This window comes from Cloacibacillus sp., assembly GCA_036655895.1.
In the GTDB taxonomy this organism is placed as follows: domain Bacteria; phylum Synergistota; class Synergistia; order Synergistales; family Synergistaceae; genus JAVVPF01.
Map to the genome: position 1 here is coordinate 1 of JAVVPF010000002.1, position 15921 is coordinate 15921.

Annotated in this window: 12 protein-coding genes, 1 pseudogene and 1 riboswitch; of the genes and pseudogenes, 9 read left to right on the forward strand and 4 right to left on the reverse strand. The window is 53.9% G+C overall.

The annotated features are described in order from the left end of the window. Together RRY12_01005 and RRY12_01010 are read left to right on the forward strand one after the other, a co-directional pair. Positions 1 to 260, forward strand: a 260-nt coding sequence (locus tag RRY12_01005; GenBank protein ID MEG2183241.1) for a hypothetical protein, incomplete at its 5' end; no start/stop codon positions are given. A 422-nt stretch (positions 261 to 682) separates the two neighbouring features. Continuing rightward, positions 683 to 1546, forward strand: a complete 864-nt coding sequence (locus tag RRY12_01010; GenBank protein ID MEG2183242.1) for a VIT1/CCC1 family protein — start codon at positions 683 to 685, stop codon at positions 1544 to 1546. Between the two features lie 65 nt (positions 1547 to 1611). Here RRY12_01010 and RRY12_01015 read toward each other — a convergent pair whose 3' ends face one another. The 4 genes from RRY12_01015 to RRY12_01030 all read right to left on the reverse strand — a co-directional run bounded on the left by RRY12_01015 (position 1612) and on the right by RRY12_01030 (position 9186). Further along, positions 1612 to 3999, reverse strand: a complete 2388-nt coding sequence (locus RRY12_01015; protein ID MEG2183243.1) for a Synerg-CTERM sorting domain-containing protein — start codon at positions 3997 to 3999, stop codon at positions 1612 to 1614. 6 nt (positions 4000 to 4005) lie between these two features. Next, complete coding sequence (locus RRY12_01020) at positions 4006 to 6525, reverse strand: Synerg-CTERM sorting domain-containing protein (GenBank protein MEG2183244.1); 2520 nt, start codon at positions 6523 to 6525, stop codon at positions 4006 to 4008. 167 nt (positions 6526 to 6692) lie between these two features. Then, positions 6693 to 6777, reverse strand: a riboswitch (cyclic di-GMP riboswitch). 163 nt (positions 6778 to 6940) lie between these two features. Next, positions 6941 to 8350, reverse strand: a complete 1410-nt coding sequence (gene gltA, locus RRY12_01025; GenBank protein MEG2183245.1) for an NADPH-dependent glutamate synthase — start codon at positions 8348 to 8350, stop codon at positions 6941 to 6943. Next, positions 8341 to 9186 (reverse strand): sulfide/dihydroorotate dehydrogenase-like FAD/NAD-binding protein, encoded by an 846-nt coding sequence (locus RRY12_01030; protein ID MEG2183246.1) that lies wholly within the window; start codon positions 9184 to 9186, stop codon positions 8341 to 8343. The genes gltA and RRY12_01030 overlap by 10 nt, the downstream gene beginning before the upstream one ends. Before the next feature lie 346 nt (positions 9187 to 9532). On the opposite strand from RRY12_01030, the pseudogene RRY12_01035 reads away from it, so the two are divergent. The 7 genes and pseudogenes from RRY12_01035 to RRY12_01065 all read left to right on the forward strand — a co-directional run bounded on the left by RRY12_01035 (position 9533) and on the right by RRY12_01065 (position 15820). Then, positions 9533 to 9733, forward strand: a pseudogene (locus RRY12_01035) (glutaredoxin domain-containing protein). A gap of 114 nt (positions 9734 to 9847) precedes the next feature. Next, the gene (locus RRY12_01040; protein ID MEG2183247.1) at positions 9848 to 11209 is read left to right on the forward strand and encodes a glucose-6-phosphate isomerase; all 1362 of its coding nucleotides are present in this window, start codon (positions 9848 to 9850) and stop codon (positions 11207 to 11209) included. 46 nt (positions 11210 to 11255) lie between these two features. After that, positions 11256 to 12458: a methionine adenosyltransferase gene (metK, locus tag RRY12_01045; protein MEG2183248.1), complete on the forward strand. Its 1203-nt coding sequence runs from the start codon at positions 11256 to 11258 to the stop codon at positions 12456 to 12458. A gap of 236 nt (positions 12459 to 12694) precedes the next feature. Beyond that, positions 12695 to 13246: a phosphoribosyltransferase family protein gene (locus tag RRY12_01050; protein MEG2183249.1), complete on the forward strand. Its 552-nt coding sequence runs from the start codon at positions 12695 to 12697 to the stop codon at positions 13244 to 13246. A gap of 55 nt (positions 13247 to 13301) precedes the next feature. Then, positions 13302 to 14264: a 6-phosphofructokinase gene (gene pfkA / locus RRY12_01055; GenBank protein ID MEG2183250.1), complete on the forward strand. Its 963-nt coding sequence runs from the start codon at positions 13302 to 13304 to the stop codon at positions 14262 to 14264. 109 nt (positions 14265 to 14373) lie between these two features. Then, positions 14374 to 15243, forward strand: a complete 870-nt coding sequence (locus RRY12_01060; GenBank protein ID MEG2183251.1) for a DUF4392 domain-containing protein — start codon at positions 14374 to 14376, stop codon at positions 15241 to 15243. Between the two features lie 121 nt (positions 15244 to 15364). Further along, complete coding sequence (locus RRY12_01065; protein ID MEG2183252.1) at positions 15365 to 15820, forward strand: hypothetical protein; 456 nt, start codon at positions 15365 to 15367, stop codon at positions 15818 to 15820. The last annotated feature ends 101 nt before the right edge of the window (positions 15821 to 15921 follow it).

The following is a 15921-nucleotide window of genomic DNA, read 5'->3' on the forward strand; positions in this document are numbered from 1 at the left end:
TGAGCTTATATGTCCCGCCGGTATTAAATGCGTTTTTTAAAGCTTCAAAATCAGCTACATCTGCCGCCATAGCTCCCGAGGTGAATGCCATCATTACGGCCGTCACCAGCAACGCGATGATTCCGTTTTTTCCAAATTTCAACAATTTCCCCACACCTTTCTTTGCCTTGTCATTGCAAAAAATTCCAGATAAAACCGTAACAACAGCCGCCGGGTTTGCTGGTTATTTTTATACGCGCACCTCCTTCAATATTTTTTGATCTATGTGAAAATAAAACGTATTGCCAGTAACGAGGCACAGTCCATCAACAGCCCGAGTTCGGCCTTTATGTTTACAGTTATAAAAAACATCTGCGTATTGTTTTTGCAACCAGCTGTTAATATATTATTATACATACCTTATTGATACTGGTGTAAAGATAACACTACAAAATTATGTTGTCAACCTATTGTGCTTTTATTGTTTTTTTAATTTTTAAAATTATTTTCCGTGGCCTCCGCGCTGGTTGGAATGCTCAAGTTGTTTGCCGGAGGCTTCGTTGCGCGGCAATAGGCCTAGGTTTTGCCCCTATGTAATAAAAAGTGTTATATAATAGAGAACAGTGACGAAGTATTTATATGAAGTAAAAGAAAAGCGTCTGTGAAATTATTTTATCAAAAAAATTGTGTGGAGGAATTATTAATGTCACCTGAAGTTCTTGCGGCGATAAAAACTATGCAGCTCAACGAGGTCACGGAACATTTGATTTATGCGCGGATGGCGGCGCGCGCGAAGGGAGAGAACGCGAATCTGCTGGCGCAGATATCGGCGGACGAGCTGCGCCACGCTGAGATATGGAGCAGGTATACGGGGGAGATGCCGAAGCCCGGGATTTTTAAGATGCTGCTCTATCGTGTGTGCGGACTTATCTTCGGGCTTACGTTCGTTATAAACCTGATGGAGGAGGGCGAGGCCAAGGCTCAGCTTGAGTATTCGGAGATAGCGAAGTCCGCGCCCGAGGCGCTCCAGATATACGAGGACGAGGAGCGTCACGAAGAGATGCTCATTGGCATGGTGGACGACGAAAGGCTGAAGTATATAAGCTCGATGGTGCTGGGCATTAATGACGCGCTGGTGGAGCTTACGGGCGCGCTTGCCGGCTTTACCTTCGCGCTGGGCAACTCGACCGTTATCTGTATGGCCGGCTTTATCACAGGAAGCGCGGCCACTCTTTCTATGGCCGCGTCGGAATATCTTTCAAAAAAGAACGATCCGCATGAGCGCCACCCGCTGAAGGCGGCCGTATATACCGGCCTTGCCTACATGTTCGCGGTATGTATGCTGCTTATGCCCTATACTTTTATAGGTTCTCCGATAATGGCGCTTGGCGGTTGTCTTTTCAACGCCGCTATCGTCATCATGCTGTTTACTTTTTACGTCTCGGTGGTGCGCAAGGAGCCGTTTATGCCGGCCTTTACGGAGATGATATGTATAAGCTTCGGAGTAGCCGCGCTCTCTTTCCTGATAGGCTGGGGCGCGCAGAAGATGCTGGGGATAACGATGTAATCCAAAAAAATATGTGGAACAAATAGCCGGCAAAGGCTTTTTAGTGAGCCTTTGCCGGCTTTATGTTACCTCTTTTTACCTCGAAGCGCCGGAAGCAGGGCTAGGGCTACCAAAGCGAGCGCTCCGAAGCCTGTGTTACATCCGCTGGAGCTGCTAGAGCCGCTAGATCCGCTTGGCTTCGGTGCTTCTGTCGCTATCATTGCGGCTGGGTCCAGTATCGCCCGCTCTTCACTCATCAGGTCGAAATCCCCGTTGTCTTTGATGAAGAGCACGAGCCTGTATGTTCTATCCGCTTCAAATTTTCCAGTGAAGATATTATCGCTTGCGTCCTGCACTGTGAATGCGCCGTCGCCGAAGTCCGAGGCTTTTGCGGCGTATTTGAAGAATTTGCCGGAGGAGGAAGATATTATCTTCACGATTTGCAGGAGTTCTGGCGATTCCGCCTTGAACTCGCTGCCTTTAAGGTCAAAGGCTACGGCTACTACCGTTCCGGCTGTTGTGACGTCTTCACTTGTTATCGTGAAGATCGGCAACGGGCGAACGGCCGTGACTGGAGCAGTCAGTCCTTTATCCTTGAGCGCCTGTTCTGCCGCCGATTTTGCCGTGCTCGGGGAGGCCTGAAGAAGCTGCGTTTCCTCGTTGACTGTTAAATCCGCGGATGTGAGAGTACCGGGCTTTATGGCGGATAGCAGCATATTGACGGTCTCTTCTTTTTCTTTCTCGTCGGCAGGGTCAATATATGCTAGGCCCGGCTTGGCGGCGGTTATGCCCTCAGGCGTGCCGATAGGAAGAGTCGGCTTTACAGGAGCTTCTTTTGTGACGGATGGGCAGGAAAGCACTAGGGTGTATGTGTGCGTTGCTTCGTCGTAGGAGACTTTGCTTGCTGTAATGCCTGTGGCGCTTGTTTCGTCCCGCGAGAATATTTCGCCTTCGGTAGAGGCTGTGAGAACTGTGACCGTTCCTCTGCCCGCCCAGTCGCCGGTGAGTTTAATGGTAAGCCCAGGCGTGAGTTCTATCTTCCCGAGTTTCACCTGTGTTCCGGGGGTGAGTGTGATCACGTCAAAATTTTTAATTTCCGCCTGTGAAAAATCTGCTGATACGTTGTCAAAGACAAGATTGGAGTCGCCCAGTACGGAGTCGGTGTAGCCGTCTATTTTATAATCTCCGTTTGTACCTTGGCCTGAGAGATGCCCTTTGAACGCGGCGTCATTGATGTCTTTAAATGTTATAAAGGCGTCGCCCTGCACTGTGGCAAGCGCGGCAGATTCGTTGCCTTTCCTGCCTCCGGCAAAAATCATAGCATCAGGCGATAGGGCGGCCAGCCCGTTGTTCCCGAGCAGCGTTATATTACTGTTGCCTTTAACGATGGATTCAGTGGCGGCTGTCTTTCCATTCCAGCTCATTCCGCCGCCAAAGATGTACTTGATATTTTTGCCACCGGTTACGGTGATGTTCGTGCTGCCGTTGACGTATCCTTTTCCGCCTTCGACTTCAATGTCATGTCCGCCCCACAGCCTGGCTCGACCGTTGTTTTGCCCCATTTCGGCATTAGAGACGGTGATATTGGTGTCGCCCAGCACTGTCGCGGTGCCCTTAGTCCAGACCTCCGCGCCCGCGAAAACGCTGTCATCTACTAAGCCGTTTTTTAGTTCTATGTTTGTTGACTTGACACTGAGGGTCGGGGCGCCGAGATTTAGCAGAGCGCCTGCCGCCCACATTTCCCTAACGGCCCCCTTGCCGTCCACGACAATACTTGCTGTCCCCTTAACGATGCCGCTGGCGGCACCGGTTTTTTGGATCATTGGTCCGGCCAGTAAGGCTGTGCCTCCTCCGACTTTCCAATCAGCGTTAAATAATACGCGGCTGTCGCCTTCAACTACTATTGAACTAGCGGCGCTGTCGTTGTTGATCAAACCGGCCGCCGCCGCCTTAACGTAATAGACATCGTTCGTAGCTCCAAGAGAGCCACTGATGTTTAATAGAGTGTTACCGCGTACAGTCCCGCCTTCCGGCCCTCCCGCGAGCAGTAGTGTTTTTTGCCCCGAGCCGTTGGACGCGTAGAGTTCTGAACCCGCCTCTGAGTTGAAATTAAGAGTCGAATTGCCAAGGGCGCTGTTCTGTCCGCCTCCGAGGAATTGAACGATGCCGTTTGTATATAGTTTTGATGTTCCCCAGTTGATGCTCAGATTTGAATCGCCGGCTTCGTTACCTTGTGCGCCATAGATTTTAAAATTCTTTGCGTCAGGAGTGGCGGCGCTTCCAAGCGCGCCGGTTATGTTCAACGTGTTGGTTCCTGCTGTATTTGGTTTGTAGAGGCCGTTGTTCACAACATCTAGGAGGGCTAGATTTCCTCCATTATCATAATTATTGTCGAGACTCCACGCGCAGCCCAGCATTGTAAATAGAGCGATGATGACGCCGATAAAAAAGTGTTTTCGTGGAATATGTTTCATCTTATATCACCAACCTTTTCTGTTTGTATTGCGTTTTACACGAAGCGTTGGAAGCAGGGCTAGGGCTGCCAAAGCGAGCGCTCCGAAGCCTGTGTTGCAGCCGCTTGAGCTGTTGTGCTGCGGCTGCTGTGTTTTTTCTGTCGTTATTATGGCCGACGGGTCTGTTATCTGGCCTTCTATACCGTCCAGGTCGAACTCTCCGCCGTCTTTGATGAATACGGTTACGTCGTACCGCGCGCCTTTTTCTATGGATTCCGCTATTACGCTTGTGCCGTGTGTGAAGATGGTGAAGCATTTATCGTCGAAGTCCGCGGCAGCGGCGGCGTATTTGAAGAAGGCGCTTTTGTTGGCTCCAAGATATTTCATGATTTTTACATCGGCGGGCACGCTTGCGCCAAGCTGGTCTCCCGTAAGGACGAACGAGGAGGCGGCTATTTTACCTTTTTCTACGGGGGCTTTGAAGACCGGTATTGGCAGAGTGGTTTTCAGCGTTTCGCCAGCTAAGATGATTTTTTCTGCGGCTTTTTTTGCCGTTTCTGTTTCAATGACGACTGTTCCAGCGGCGTCGATGATAAGTTCCGAGGCGGTGACGTTTGGCATGGCGGCCGCCACCTCTGTGATTTTTGCCGTTTTTTCGCTTTCGGAGGCGTCTTTAGCGACGTAAGAGATCTCCGCGACAGTGGGGCGTATCTCTTCTTTTGCGCCGTCTGGGATAATCGGCTTTACCGGAGCTATCTGCTCCGTCCCGGTGCAGGTGAGGATAAATTCTGTGCGAGCCTCGTTCCATCTTGCGGACGAGAGCCCCTTTGCTCCGCCGTATTCGATTTTAAGGCTCTCAGCCGGCGTAGGCTTCTCTGATTTGAATACGACGTATGTTCCTTTGTCTGTCCAGTCTCCGTTCAGCGTGAGCGTTATCGCGCCGTTGTTTGTGGAAGAGAGCGAGCCGGTCTCTATTTGTGACGAAGGGCCGGCCGTGATTGCGATCGCTGCGTTGTCGGCCGTTATTTTTTCGCCTTTTATGACGACTGTACCGGCTGTGATGGAGATTGAAGATTTATCGGCCGCAGCCACATCGCCGTTTAGCACGACGGACTTTCCCTCCGAGCCAAGCGTCAGTTTTCCGCCGTAGACGGCCGCCGCCGCAAGAGACTTGCTTGCTAAAATTTTGCTTTCGGATTCGTCCAGTGTTCCGGCTGCCGTTCCAGCCGCGGTTATGTTTACATTGCCAAGCAGCCGGACTTCGTCGTTGAGGTAAGGAGCGGTATGTCCCCCTCCCTCTTTGTAGGCTCCATTGTCGGACGCTACACCTATCGCCGCTTTTATGAAGTCTTTAACGGATATGGCGACGTCAGTATTTTTTGATACGTTTACGACGCCCCCGCAGTTTGTTCTGATGCCATAGCTGTCGCTGTAATCAGCCGTCGCCTTGGAAGTATCTGCCCCGCCTGTTACGCTGACGTTAAATTTTGGATTATTGACGGTAAGGCTTTGCTCCTCGCCGCAGTAAACACCCGCCGTACCGTTTGCGTTATTGGCGTCTCCGTTATATATGCCGGACCCTTCAACTATTATATTGAAATTACCTACTGGCTCCGCAACTGTCACACGATTGCCAAGCACTCCGACCGCATTTGTTTTGCCGATGCCGTCGGAAATTACGGAGCGGATGGTAATGTCCCCTCTATTGAATTTTACACTACCATTGCCGCCTAGCCCCGTCGCGCCACTCTTGCCGGTTGTAAGGATCGTTGTTTTATCGCTGTTGAATTCGACGTAATCGTCGGGCGACGTGATACTGATGCTCTGCGCCGTATAGTTTCCTGTGTTTTGTGTGGTGAAGGATGTTTCCGTTGTGTTGAAAGAGACCTGTCCTATATTTTGTGTGACCAGAGCATTAAACCACTGTGCGCCTGTGCTGCTACCGTTAATAAGTACCTCTGTGGCAGCTCCGTTGAACGTAATGGACGCTGCGTCGGCGTAAATGCCTTTGGGGCATCCTCCATCTGTTCCAGCTGCGTTGATTTTAGTACTGCCGTTTAATGTTATTGACCCGTTGTTTCTTGCGTCTACACCAATAGCCAAGCCGTCCTTTCCTGATGTTGTGGCTGAGATTTGAGTGACGCCGTTTAACACGATAGCTCCCGAGGCGAGTTTTCTAATTGTGCGCGCCTGCGCTCCGTTTGTCCCCGTCGCGTTGTAAACCGCGTCCGCTGTGATGTTTATGGCCCCTGTGCCGTTGTTGTTGACGGCGTATGCTCTGTCGGTGGATATTGCGACAGTGGAGTTGACATTCAGCGTCTTGCCGCTGGCGACGGTTATCGTGAGGTCGTCAGCTGTTTTGCTTCCGATGCCGTATAATTTTCTGTTGCCCTCAACATCATCGCTTGTCGCCGTGATGGTGGTGTCTTCCGTGTAGTGCTGGTTTGTGTTGACGGAGCCGCTTGCCGCCGCCCAGGCTATTCCCGCCGTTGCAAATAAGGTTATCATAATGGCTGAAAAAATATGTTTTTCGGATATGTTTTTCATTATATATCACTGAGCCTTCCTACTTTGGTGTTTCATGACGCCTGTTGTTTTATTTTGACGTTGGTGCGGCATGGGTGTAGTTTTTTGGCGCGCCTCCTTGTTCGCTCCCTCTGTAAAACAAATAAAGACCGAGGGCTTGGGGCAGCCCGCGGTCTTTTACGACTTTTTACGGTAACTGGCTGCCATTCCGTATCGGGTCAGGCCCTGTAGCTTTGCGTACTCCGCCTTTCGGCGGGTTTGCCTTTGTACTTTATTTATAATAACTAACAGCGCCAGTTGCGGCGCTGCTGGTTTGTTTCTATTGGAAGATAGCACCGATTGAGGCCCGTGTCAACAAGCTGGATTTACTTCACAAAAAGGCGCGGCTCCATCGTAAAGACGGAGCCGCGCCTTGTATTCGGTTGTTGAAAAAAGCTTACTTCGCTTTTTTCTCTGTGATGTATTTGTCGATGGCTACCGCAGCGTCTTTGCCGGCGCCCATCGCGAGGATGACGGTCGCGGCTCCCGTTACGATGTCTCCGCCCGCGAATACGCCGGGGACTGAGGTCGCGCCGGTCTTTTCGTCGGCTTCGATGTAGCCCCATTTGTTGAGCTTCATCTCGGGGAAGGTGGAGAGCAGCACTTTGTTGGAGCCCTGACCGATAGCTTCGATGGCGCAGTCGGCTTCGATGAAGTATTCGCTGCCTTCGACGGGGACGGGGCGGCGTCTGCCGGAGGCGTCGGGCTCGCCGAGTTCCATTTTGATGACTTTGACGCCTTTAAGCTGGCCGTTTCCGTCGTCAACGTATTCCGTGGGGTTCGTCAGCCAGTTGAAGACGATGCCTTCTTCGACGGCGTGATGATACTCTTCGATACGCGCGGGGAGTTCCTGGAGCGAGCGGCGGTAGACTACCGTCACTTCGTCGGCGCCAAGGCGTTTTGCGGAACGCGCGGCGTCCATAGCGACGTTGCCGCCGCCGATGACTACGACCTTTTTGGATTTCTTGGCGGGCGTGTCATATTTGGGGAACTGGTAGCCGTGCATGAGGTTGATGCGGGTAAGGTATTCGGAGGCTGAATAGACGCCGTTGAGGGTCGTGCCGGGGACGCCCTGGAAGTGGGGAGCGCCCGCGCCTACGGCGATGTAGCACGCGTCGTATTCGTCCATTATCTCCTGCATTGTGATCGTCTTGCCGACGACTACGTTGCATTCGACGTCTACGCCGAGCTTTTTCATTGCGTCTATTTCCATTTTGACGATGCTCTTGGGCAGACGGAACTCAGGGATGCCGTAGATAAGGACTCCGCCGGCTGCGTGGAGCGCTTCAAATATTTTTACTTCGTAGCCCATTTTGGCGAGGTCGCCCGCAACGGTGAGGCTTGAGGGGCCGGAGCCTACTACCGCTACTTTGCCTTTCTTTTCGCCTTCGCAGGCTTTTGCGGCCATGTCTGTCTGGGCGTATTTCCAGTCGGCGACGAGGCGCTCGAGCTTGCCTATTGAGACTGGTTCATAGCCGGGCATTCTGCCGACTGTGCAGAGGCCTTCGCACTGTGATTCCTGCGGGCATACGCGGCCGCAGACGGCGGGAAGGTTCGTATATTTGTCCATGACCTCCGCCGCGCCAGCCATGTCGCCGTCTTTGACGCACTGGATGAAGGCGGGGATGTCTATTTTAACGGGGCAGCCGTTGATGCAGGGCTTTGTTTTGCACTGCAGGCAGCGTCCGGCCTCAAGCTGACCCTCTTCGAGCGAGTAGCCGAGGCAGACCTCTTTGAAGTTGCCCTTGCGAACCTGGGCGTCCTGTTCTTTGATGGGGGTCTTTTTCTTTGAGAATGTTACAGCCATGTCTTTTCACCAACTTCTGATTCGTATTTGTCCATGGATATTTTTTCTTCATCTTTATACTGGCGCAGACGGCTCATGAACTCGTCCCAGTTCACTTTGTGGCCGTCAAATTCGGGGCCGTCGACGCAGGCGAAGAATATTTTTCCGTCTACGGTGACGCGGCAGCAGCCGCACATGCCCGTTCCGTCAACCATGAGCGGGTTGAGGGAGACCCATATCGGAAGGCCGAGTTCTTTTGCGGCCTTTGTGCCGAACTTCATCATGATGGAGGGGCCGATGCACCAGCTGCGGTCGATCTTTTCGCCGCGCTCGACTATCATTTTCATGGCTTCGGTGACTACGCCCTTCATACCCTCTGAGCCGTCGTCGGTGGTGATAATGAGTTCATCGGAGTATTTGGCGCATTCGTCTTTCATGATGACGAGGTCTGAGGTGCGTCCGCCAAGGATGGTGATGACTTTGTTTCCGGCCTGCTTCAGCGCCTTGATGATGGGGAAGAGCGCCGCGATGCCGACTCCGCCGCCTACCATGAGCACTGTGCCGAAGTTCTCGATCTCGCTCGGCGTGCCCAGCGGGCCTGAGATGTCCTGGATGGCGTCGCCTACGTTTAACGTGGACATTTCCGCGGTCGTCTTGCCGACTACCTGGAAGATGAGGCGGATGAGGCCCTTTTCGACGTCGTGGTCGGCGATAGTGAGAGGGATTCTCTCGCCTTCGTCATTGACGCGAAGGACGACGAACTGGCCGGCCTTGGCGTGCGCTGCGATGCGCGGAGCTTCGACCCAGATGTCGAATTCTTTCGGCGCAAGCTTTTGCTTGGATACGAGTTTGAACATGATGTACCTCCTATAGAATGTCAGAGCAATTTATATCATACACAGCATTTTACGCAAACTGTTGTTAAATGTAGCGCAATTATTAAAATTTTGCAATGTTCCAAGGCATAAAATCGCAAACCAGCCATAAAAGAATTTTGTGCGTTTTGGTACGGCGCACCGCGCCGCCTTTTCGCGCCGTCACAGGAATTACGCAGAATTTTTTCACGCATTAGCGAAAGATTATTTTAGGCTTATGGAGTATAATGGATATATAAAAAGATTACAAACTATCTCTTGACCAGCAGAAGGAGTGACTATGATGGAAGTTAAAGTTTATTCGACGACTACCTGACCGTGGTGCACAAAGGTAAAGGATTACCTTACATCTCTTGGAGTACAGTTTTCCGTCGTCGACGTGGCCGCAAGCAAAGAGGAAGCTATGCTTTTGGTGAAAAAGACAAAGCAGATGGGAGTGCCCGTGACGCAGATCGGCGAAAAATATATCGTGGGGTATGCCCCTACGGAGATCGAAACGGCGTTGAAAGAGGCGGCTCTGTTAAAGTAAGAGCTTTTTAGAAACGGCGTGTAAAAATAAAAGTTTTGATATATGATAATGGCGGCGGATGCGATATCTGCCGCCGTTATTTTTTAAAGCCTTCAAGAAAGCCGGTGGTTTTTTATGAAGAATCTTAAATTTTCTTTCGGCGCTGCAATGGGCGCTTCGAGGACAGATATTGAGACGCTTAAGAACGATTATGCCTCTTGTGCGGCAGAGGCGCAGCGATGGCTTGCGGATGTGCCGTTTGACGCGCCGGGCCACGGATGGATGGCGCTGCCGGACCTTGACTGCGATGCGGCAAAGGAGGCGGCGGAGTGGCTGCGCGGCTACGACTGCGTGGTGCAGGCCGGCATCGGAGGCTCCGCGCTCGGCAATCTGATGCTCAATCAGGCGCTGCTTGATCAGTATTATAACGAGACGCAAAGCGCGCCTAAATATTATCTGGCCGACAACCCAGACCCTGATAAGACGCGTTCTATCTGGGAGCGCGTGAAGGGCAAACGCACGGCGCTGGTGGGCGTCAGCAAATCGGGCGCTACGGCGGAGACTATGACGCAGTTTTTGTGGCTGAGGAGCCGGATGTTGGAAAACGGCGCGACCGACGGCGATATTCTTGTGATAACCGACCCAAACGGCGGTATCTTCCGCGCCTTTGCGAACGCGTCGGGCTGCCGCTCGCTTGAACTTCCGGCCTCCGTTGGTGGACGTTACTCCGTGCTCTGCGCGGCGGGGCTGGCCGCGGCGGCCGCGCTTGGCATCGACGTCGACGCGCTGCTTTCCGGCGCCGCCTCGATGAAAAAATTCCTGATGAATGAGCGTTCCTTTGATAAAAATCCGGCGATGCAGCTTGCGGCGCTCCATCTTTATCACGAAGAGGCGGGACGTCCTATGTCGGTGATGATGCCCTATTCAAGCAAGATGGCCTATTTCGCGGAATGGTACGCGCAGCTTTGGGCGGAGAGCCTTGGCAAGGACGGACGCGGCACGACGCCGGTGCGGGCGTTGGGCACTATAGACCAGCACTCGCAGGTTCAGCTTTACGCCGCCGGGCCTGACGATAAATTTTACACATTCATATCTCTCTACGATCACGGGCCGGAGGTCAATGTGCCCGACGCTGCGTGCGAGGCGCTCGCTCCGCTCGCCTATCTGAACGGACAGGGGATAGGCGCTATGCTGAACCTGGAGGCGCAGAGCACGGCCGCGGCCATCGCAAAGGCTGGACGCCCTCTCGTATGGATAGAGATGGAACGGCTGGACGCGAGGACGCTTGGTTCGCTTGTTTTCTTCTATGAGTATCTGACGGCGCTCACCGGGCGCATGATGGGCGTCGACCCGTTCGACCAGCCTGGCGTTGAGCAGGGCAAAAGATATACTTACGGCCTCATGGGGCGCTCCGGTTTTGAAGAAGACGCCGGCGAGGTGGCGCGCTATTTTGAGCAAATAAAGAAAATTACAGTTTGCGCCCAAACGCAAAAATAATGCTACAATAATTAGGCAATATAAATTTTTACGGAGGTGTTTGAAGTTGAGCAAAGAAAGGTTTCTTATTTCGTCAGAATCAGTGACGGAGGGGCATCCAGACAAACTCGCAGATCAAATTTCCGATGCTGTGCTAGACGCCATCCTTGAAGCGGACCCTATGGGACGCGTCGCATGTGAGACTCTCGTAACGACCGGGCTTGTTGTCGTGGCCGGCGAGATAAGCACGACATGCTACGTCGATATCCCAAAGATTGCGCGCAAGACAGTTAAAGACATAGGCTACACAAGGGCAAAATACGGTTTTGACGGAGACACCTGTTCCGTCGTCACGACGATTGACGAGCAGTCCGGCGACATCGCTATGGGAGTCAACAAGGCTAAGGAATCTAAAGAGCTTTCCGACGACGAGATAGATCAAATCGGCGCCGGAGACCAGGGGCTGATGGTGGGCTATGCCTGCAATGAGACCGAAGAGCTGATGCCACTGCCCATATCGCTCGCCCATAAGCTCACGCGCCGCCTCACCGAGGTGCGCAAGAACAAGACGCTGCCCTATCTGCGTCCAGACGGCAAGAGCCAGGTTACGGTAGAATACGCCGACGGAAAGCCCGTCCGCGTCGACACGGTGGTCATCAGCACGCAGCATCACCCTGCCGTCGACCACCAGCAGATTGAGGCCGACATAATCGAGCACGTCATCAAGCCGGTCATTCCGGCGGAGCTGATCACCTCAAAGCCGACCTTCCTCGTCAACCCGACGGGACGCTTCGTCATCGGCGGCCCCCAGGCGGACAGCGGGCTTACCGGACGCAAGATAATCGTCGATACCTACGGCGGAGCCGTGCCTCACGGCGGCGGCGCTTTCTCTGGCAAGGACCCGACCAAGGTGGACCGTTCCGGCGCGTATATGGCGCGTTACGCCGCGAAGAACGTCGTTGCGGCGGGGCTTGCCGACGCGTGCCAGATACAGGTGGCCTACGCCATCGGAGTTGCGAAGCCGGTTTCGATAATGGTAGAGACTTTCGGCACGGGAAAGATACACGACGAGGAGATCACAAAACTCCTCCGCGAGTATTTCGACTTCCGTCCCGCGGCTATAATCCGCGACCTCGACCTGCGCAAGCCGCAGTACAGGCGCATCGCGGCCTACGGACACATGGGCCGCACCGATCTTTCGCCGATGCCGGCGTGGGAACGCACAGACAAGGCCGAGCTGCTGAAAAAGGCGGCGGAGCGTTTCGCGTAAATAAGAATAAATCTTGGGGGCGGCGCATAATGCCGCCCCCATTTTGAGCCTTTGTGTGAATGTTGACCTGCCATCAGGCGCAGCAAGCGCTTTTTTCCTCTCTCCTGCATATCCTCTTCCCGCAGCATTGTCCGGTCTGTGGACGCCTTGGCGTTCCATTTTGCGCGGAATGCCTGACGTCATCTCACGGTGCGGCGCTGCCGCCGTTTTGTTCGGAATGCGGAGGGGCTTTCGGCGTGGAATGCTGTTACGGCAGCGCGCCTTGCTACGCCGCGGCGACGCACGACGGGGCTGCTAGGCTTTTGATGCTGAGCCTGAAGTACGGCAACAACAGAAAGCTGGGAGGCCCGGTCGGCGCGGAGATGGCGCGCGTTCTGCCGCAGGTCGAAGCCGACTGCATAGTTCCGCTCCCGCTGCATAAAGGAAGCGCCAGGGGGTATAATCAGACGGAGCTGATGGCGCGCGCCATTTCTTTAGCGAGGAATATACCGCTTGAGGCCTCCGCGCTTCAATGGAAAGAGGGCGCGGACAGCCAGACGCACAAAAACGCAAGAGAAAGGCGAGCGCTTTCGTTTTCATCATTTACGGCGCAGGCCGCGCTTGCGGGCCGTTCCGTTATTCTTGTGGACGACGTCTATACGACGGGAGCCACTGTGCGCGCCGCGAAGTTCGCGCTTGAACGAGCTGGCGCCGTGGTTGCGGCTGTATTTTTGTGGACGCGAAGGGTTCGAGGACACGAAGACCCGCGCAGTTGGCCCGAGCCTGATTCGGATTTTGCGCGGGAATAGATATTTTGCTTTTATTTCACATCGTTTTATACAGAAACGCCGAGGGGGATTACAGATGCTTCGCAGAATTGGAGTTTTGACCAGCGGGGGCGACGCGCCGGGTATGAATGCAGCTATTCGCGCCGTGACGCGCACCGCGCTCTTTCACGGGCTTGAGGTGGTTGGTGTGCGAAGGGGCTACGAGGGGCTGCTTGACGGCGATTTTACGCCGCTGACAAAAAGTTCGGTGGGCGGGATACTCCTGCACGGCGGCACCATTCTTCGCACGGCGCGCTGCCCCGCCTTTTTGAGGCCGGAGGGTGTGAACGCCGGCGTGTCGAGGCTCAGGGAAAACGACATCGACGCACTTGTGGTAATAGGCGGCGACGGCTCTTTCCGTGGAGCTAAGGAGCTTCACGACCGCGGCGTGACGGTGATTGGCGTGCCCGGCACTATCGACAATGACATGGCCGGAACGGACTGCACCATTGGTTTTGACACGGCCTGCAACACGGCGCTTGAGTGTATCAGCAAGCTGCGCGACACGGCTTCTAGCCACGACAGGATGTTCATCGTAGAGGTGATGGGGCGGCACGCGGGCTTTCTCGCGCTTGAAACTGGGGTAGCCGCCGGAGCAGAGTATGTGCTGATACCGGAGATCCCTGTAGACATCGACGCGCTGTGCGCCAAGATACATTACGCGCGCGAACGCGGAAAGACTCATTCAATAATAGTTTTGGCCGAAGGCGTCATGTCCGCGCAGCAGCTAGCCGACAAGATAAAGGGCGGCTGCGACTACGACCCGAGGATAGTCGTGCTGGGCCATTTGCAGCGCGGCGGCGCGCCCTCTTGTTTTGATACCGTGCTTGCGTCGCGTCTTGGAGCGGCGGCCGTCGAAAGCCTCATCGCGGGAAGCGACGGAATGATGGTCGGACGCGTGAAGGGCGATATAGTGACGATGCCGCTTGAATTTGCCTGGGAGGCGAAGCACGGGCTTGACCCGGATATGCTGCGTCTGGTGGAGACGCTGAGCATTTAAGAGGTGGCGCCTGCGCAAGATAAATCATGCTTCGGCGTTTGTCCCGGCGGATATTTAAGGCGCCGTGCATAAGCGGTGCAGACTACCAGCAGCCTTTGGAGGAGATAATGTGACCGCCTTTAACGATATTTCAGAAAACTTTGCACAGGAGCTTATTTCCATAGTTTCAGCAAACAGAGGCGGCAGGGGCGTCTCCACGCTCTGCCGACCGTCTGACTGGCGGCGCGCGGCGCGCGCTTTTTCCAAAATAAAGAGCGCGGCGGTAGTCTCCGGTTTTTATATCCCGGCCGCAAAGGCCCCGGAGACGGACGGCCCGGGCGGCGCGGTGATGCTTGCGCGCGCCTTTATGCGTCAGGGCATTCCCTCTGAGATATGGACAGATTCACTCTGCGTAGCGGCGATGAAGGCCTGCGCGTCGGCCGCGGGCTATCCCGCGGAGCTGGTAAAGGAGGCGCCGCTTTCTCTGCCAAAGGAGGCGCCGGAGGGCATAGTCTTTACCGAGCGGCTGGGACGCGCGAAGGACGGCGGCTATTATAATTTCCGCAAAGAAGATATCTCGCGCTGGACGCCGCCGCTTGACCGCCTCGCGGACGAGGCGCGGCGTCGCGGCGTTGTGACGCTTGGCATCGGGGACGGCGGCAACGAGGTGGGCATGGGGAATTTTTATGACGCTCTCTGCGCTCTGCTTCCCGAATACAGACAGTGCCTCTGCACGGTGACAACGGACTACGCGCTTGCCGTCGACGTCAGCAACTGGGGCGCCTACGCGCTGTGCGCTGCGCTCTCTCACGTTTGGGGCGCGTGGCGCGGCCCCGAACCTAACGAAGAGCTGTCGATGCTGCGCGCGCTTTCGGCGCTGGGCGTAGTGGACGGCATCAGCCGGACTGCGGAACTTACGGTGGACGGCTTTGACATTTGCACGCAGGATAATATAATATTGTCTTTGCATGGATTATGGAATCGGTTTGCCTCGCGGTGACGAAATTTTTCTAATGACAGAAATGCTTATTTTTTAATATGACGACGGTCAGGCTTAAACTTTCTGTATATTTTTCATAAAACTCATGTTAGAATAAAAGACACAGAGATGGGTGAAACAGATGGATCAGGAATACAGAAAGAACTCCGGCAGCAGGTCTCTTATTCTGCTTGGAGGCGCGGTCATAATTTTGGCGGCTCTCGTTGCGCTGAGCCTCAAATCCGGCCTCTTTGTGAATCCCTTCAAAATCGACAAGGCTGTCGTCTGTGTGGAACTTGACCGTAAAAGGCGCCCCCATAAAGTTATGGATACCATCCCATACGGCACTCGTCAGGTTTGTCTGTGGTTTCAATATTCTTCCGCACCTGAAGGAAACAGATTAGAAATCGCATGGTATTACGGCAAAGATCTTGTCTTGTCCGAATCGCTGAAGCTGATGGCGAAAAACGGCGAACGGGCCTTTTACCTTCTGCGCGAAGAGGGGACGGCGCTTCCCATTGGCAAGTATCGCGTGACAATATCATCTCCCACAAAAAAACTAAGCGACCTCAATTTTGAGATCGCGCGAAAAAAATGATTTTTTAACATTGCACATCTACTATCAAGGTATAAAAACGGAGGCCGACAAATTGCCAAAAACTAAGACAGAGACTACGGACGAGCCGCAGATCATAAAAA

What these genes read in the sequence shown, in the direction of transcription:
- RRY12_01030 (MEG2183246.1), bottom strand. Translation starts at nt 9,186, where the DNA reads ATGTTCAAACTCGTATCCAAGCAAAAGCTTGCGCCGAAAGAATTCGAC.
- RRY12_01020 (MEG2183244.1), bottom strand. Translation starts at nt 6,525, where the DNA reads ATGAAAAACATATCCGAAAAACATATTTTTTCAGCCATTATGATAACC.
- gltA (MEG2183245.1), bottom strand. Translation starts at nt 8,350, where the DNA reads ATGGCTGTAACATTCTCAAAGAAAAAGACCCCCATCAAAGAACAGGAC.
- RRY12_01040 (MEG2183247.1), top strand. Translation starts at nt 9,848, where the DNA reads ATGAAGAATCTTAAATTTTCTTTCGGCGCTGCAATGGGCGCTTCGAGG.
- RRY12_01065 (MEG2183252.1), top strand. Translation starts at nt 15,365, where the DNA reads ATGGATCAGGAATACAGAAAGAACTCCGGCAGCAGGTCTCTTATTCTG.
- RRY12_01010 (MEG2183242.1), top strand. Translation starts at nt 683, where the DNA reads ATGTCACCTGAAGTTCTTGCGGCGATAAAAACTATGCAGCTCAACGAG.
- pfkA (MEG2183250.1), top strand. Translation starts at nt 13,302, where the DNA reads ATGCTTCGCAGAATTGGAGTTTTGACCAGCGGGGGCGACGCGCCGGGT.
- RRY12_01015 (MEG2183243.1), bottom strand. Translation starts at nt 3,999, where the DNA reads ATGAAACATATTCCACGAAAACACTTTTTTATCGGCGTCATCATCGCT.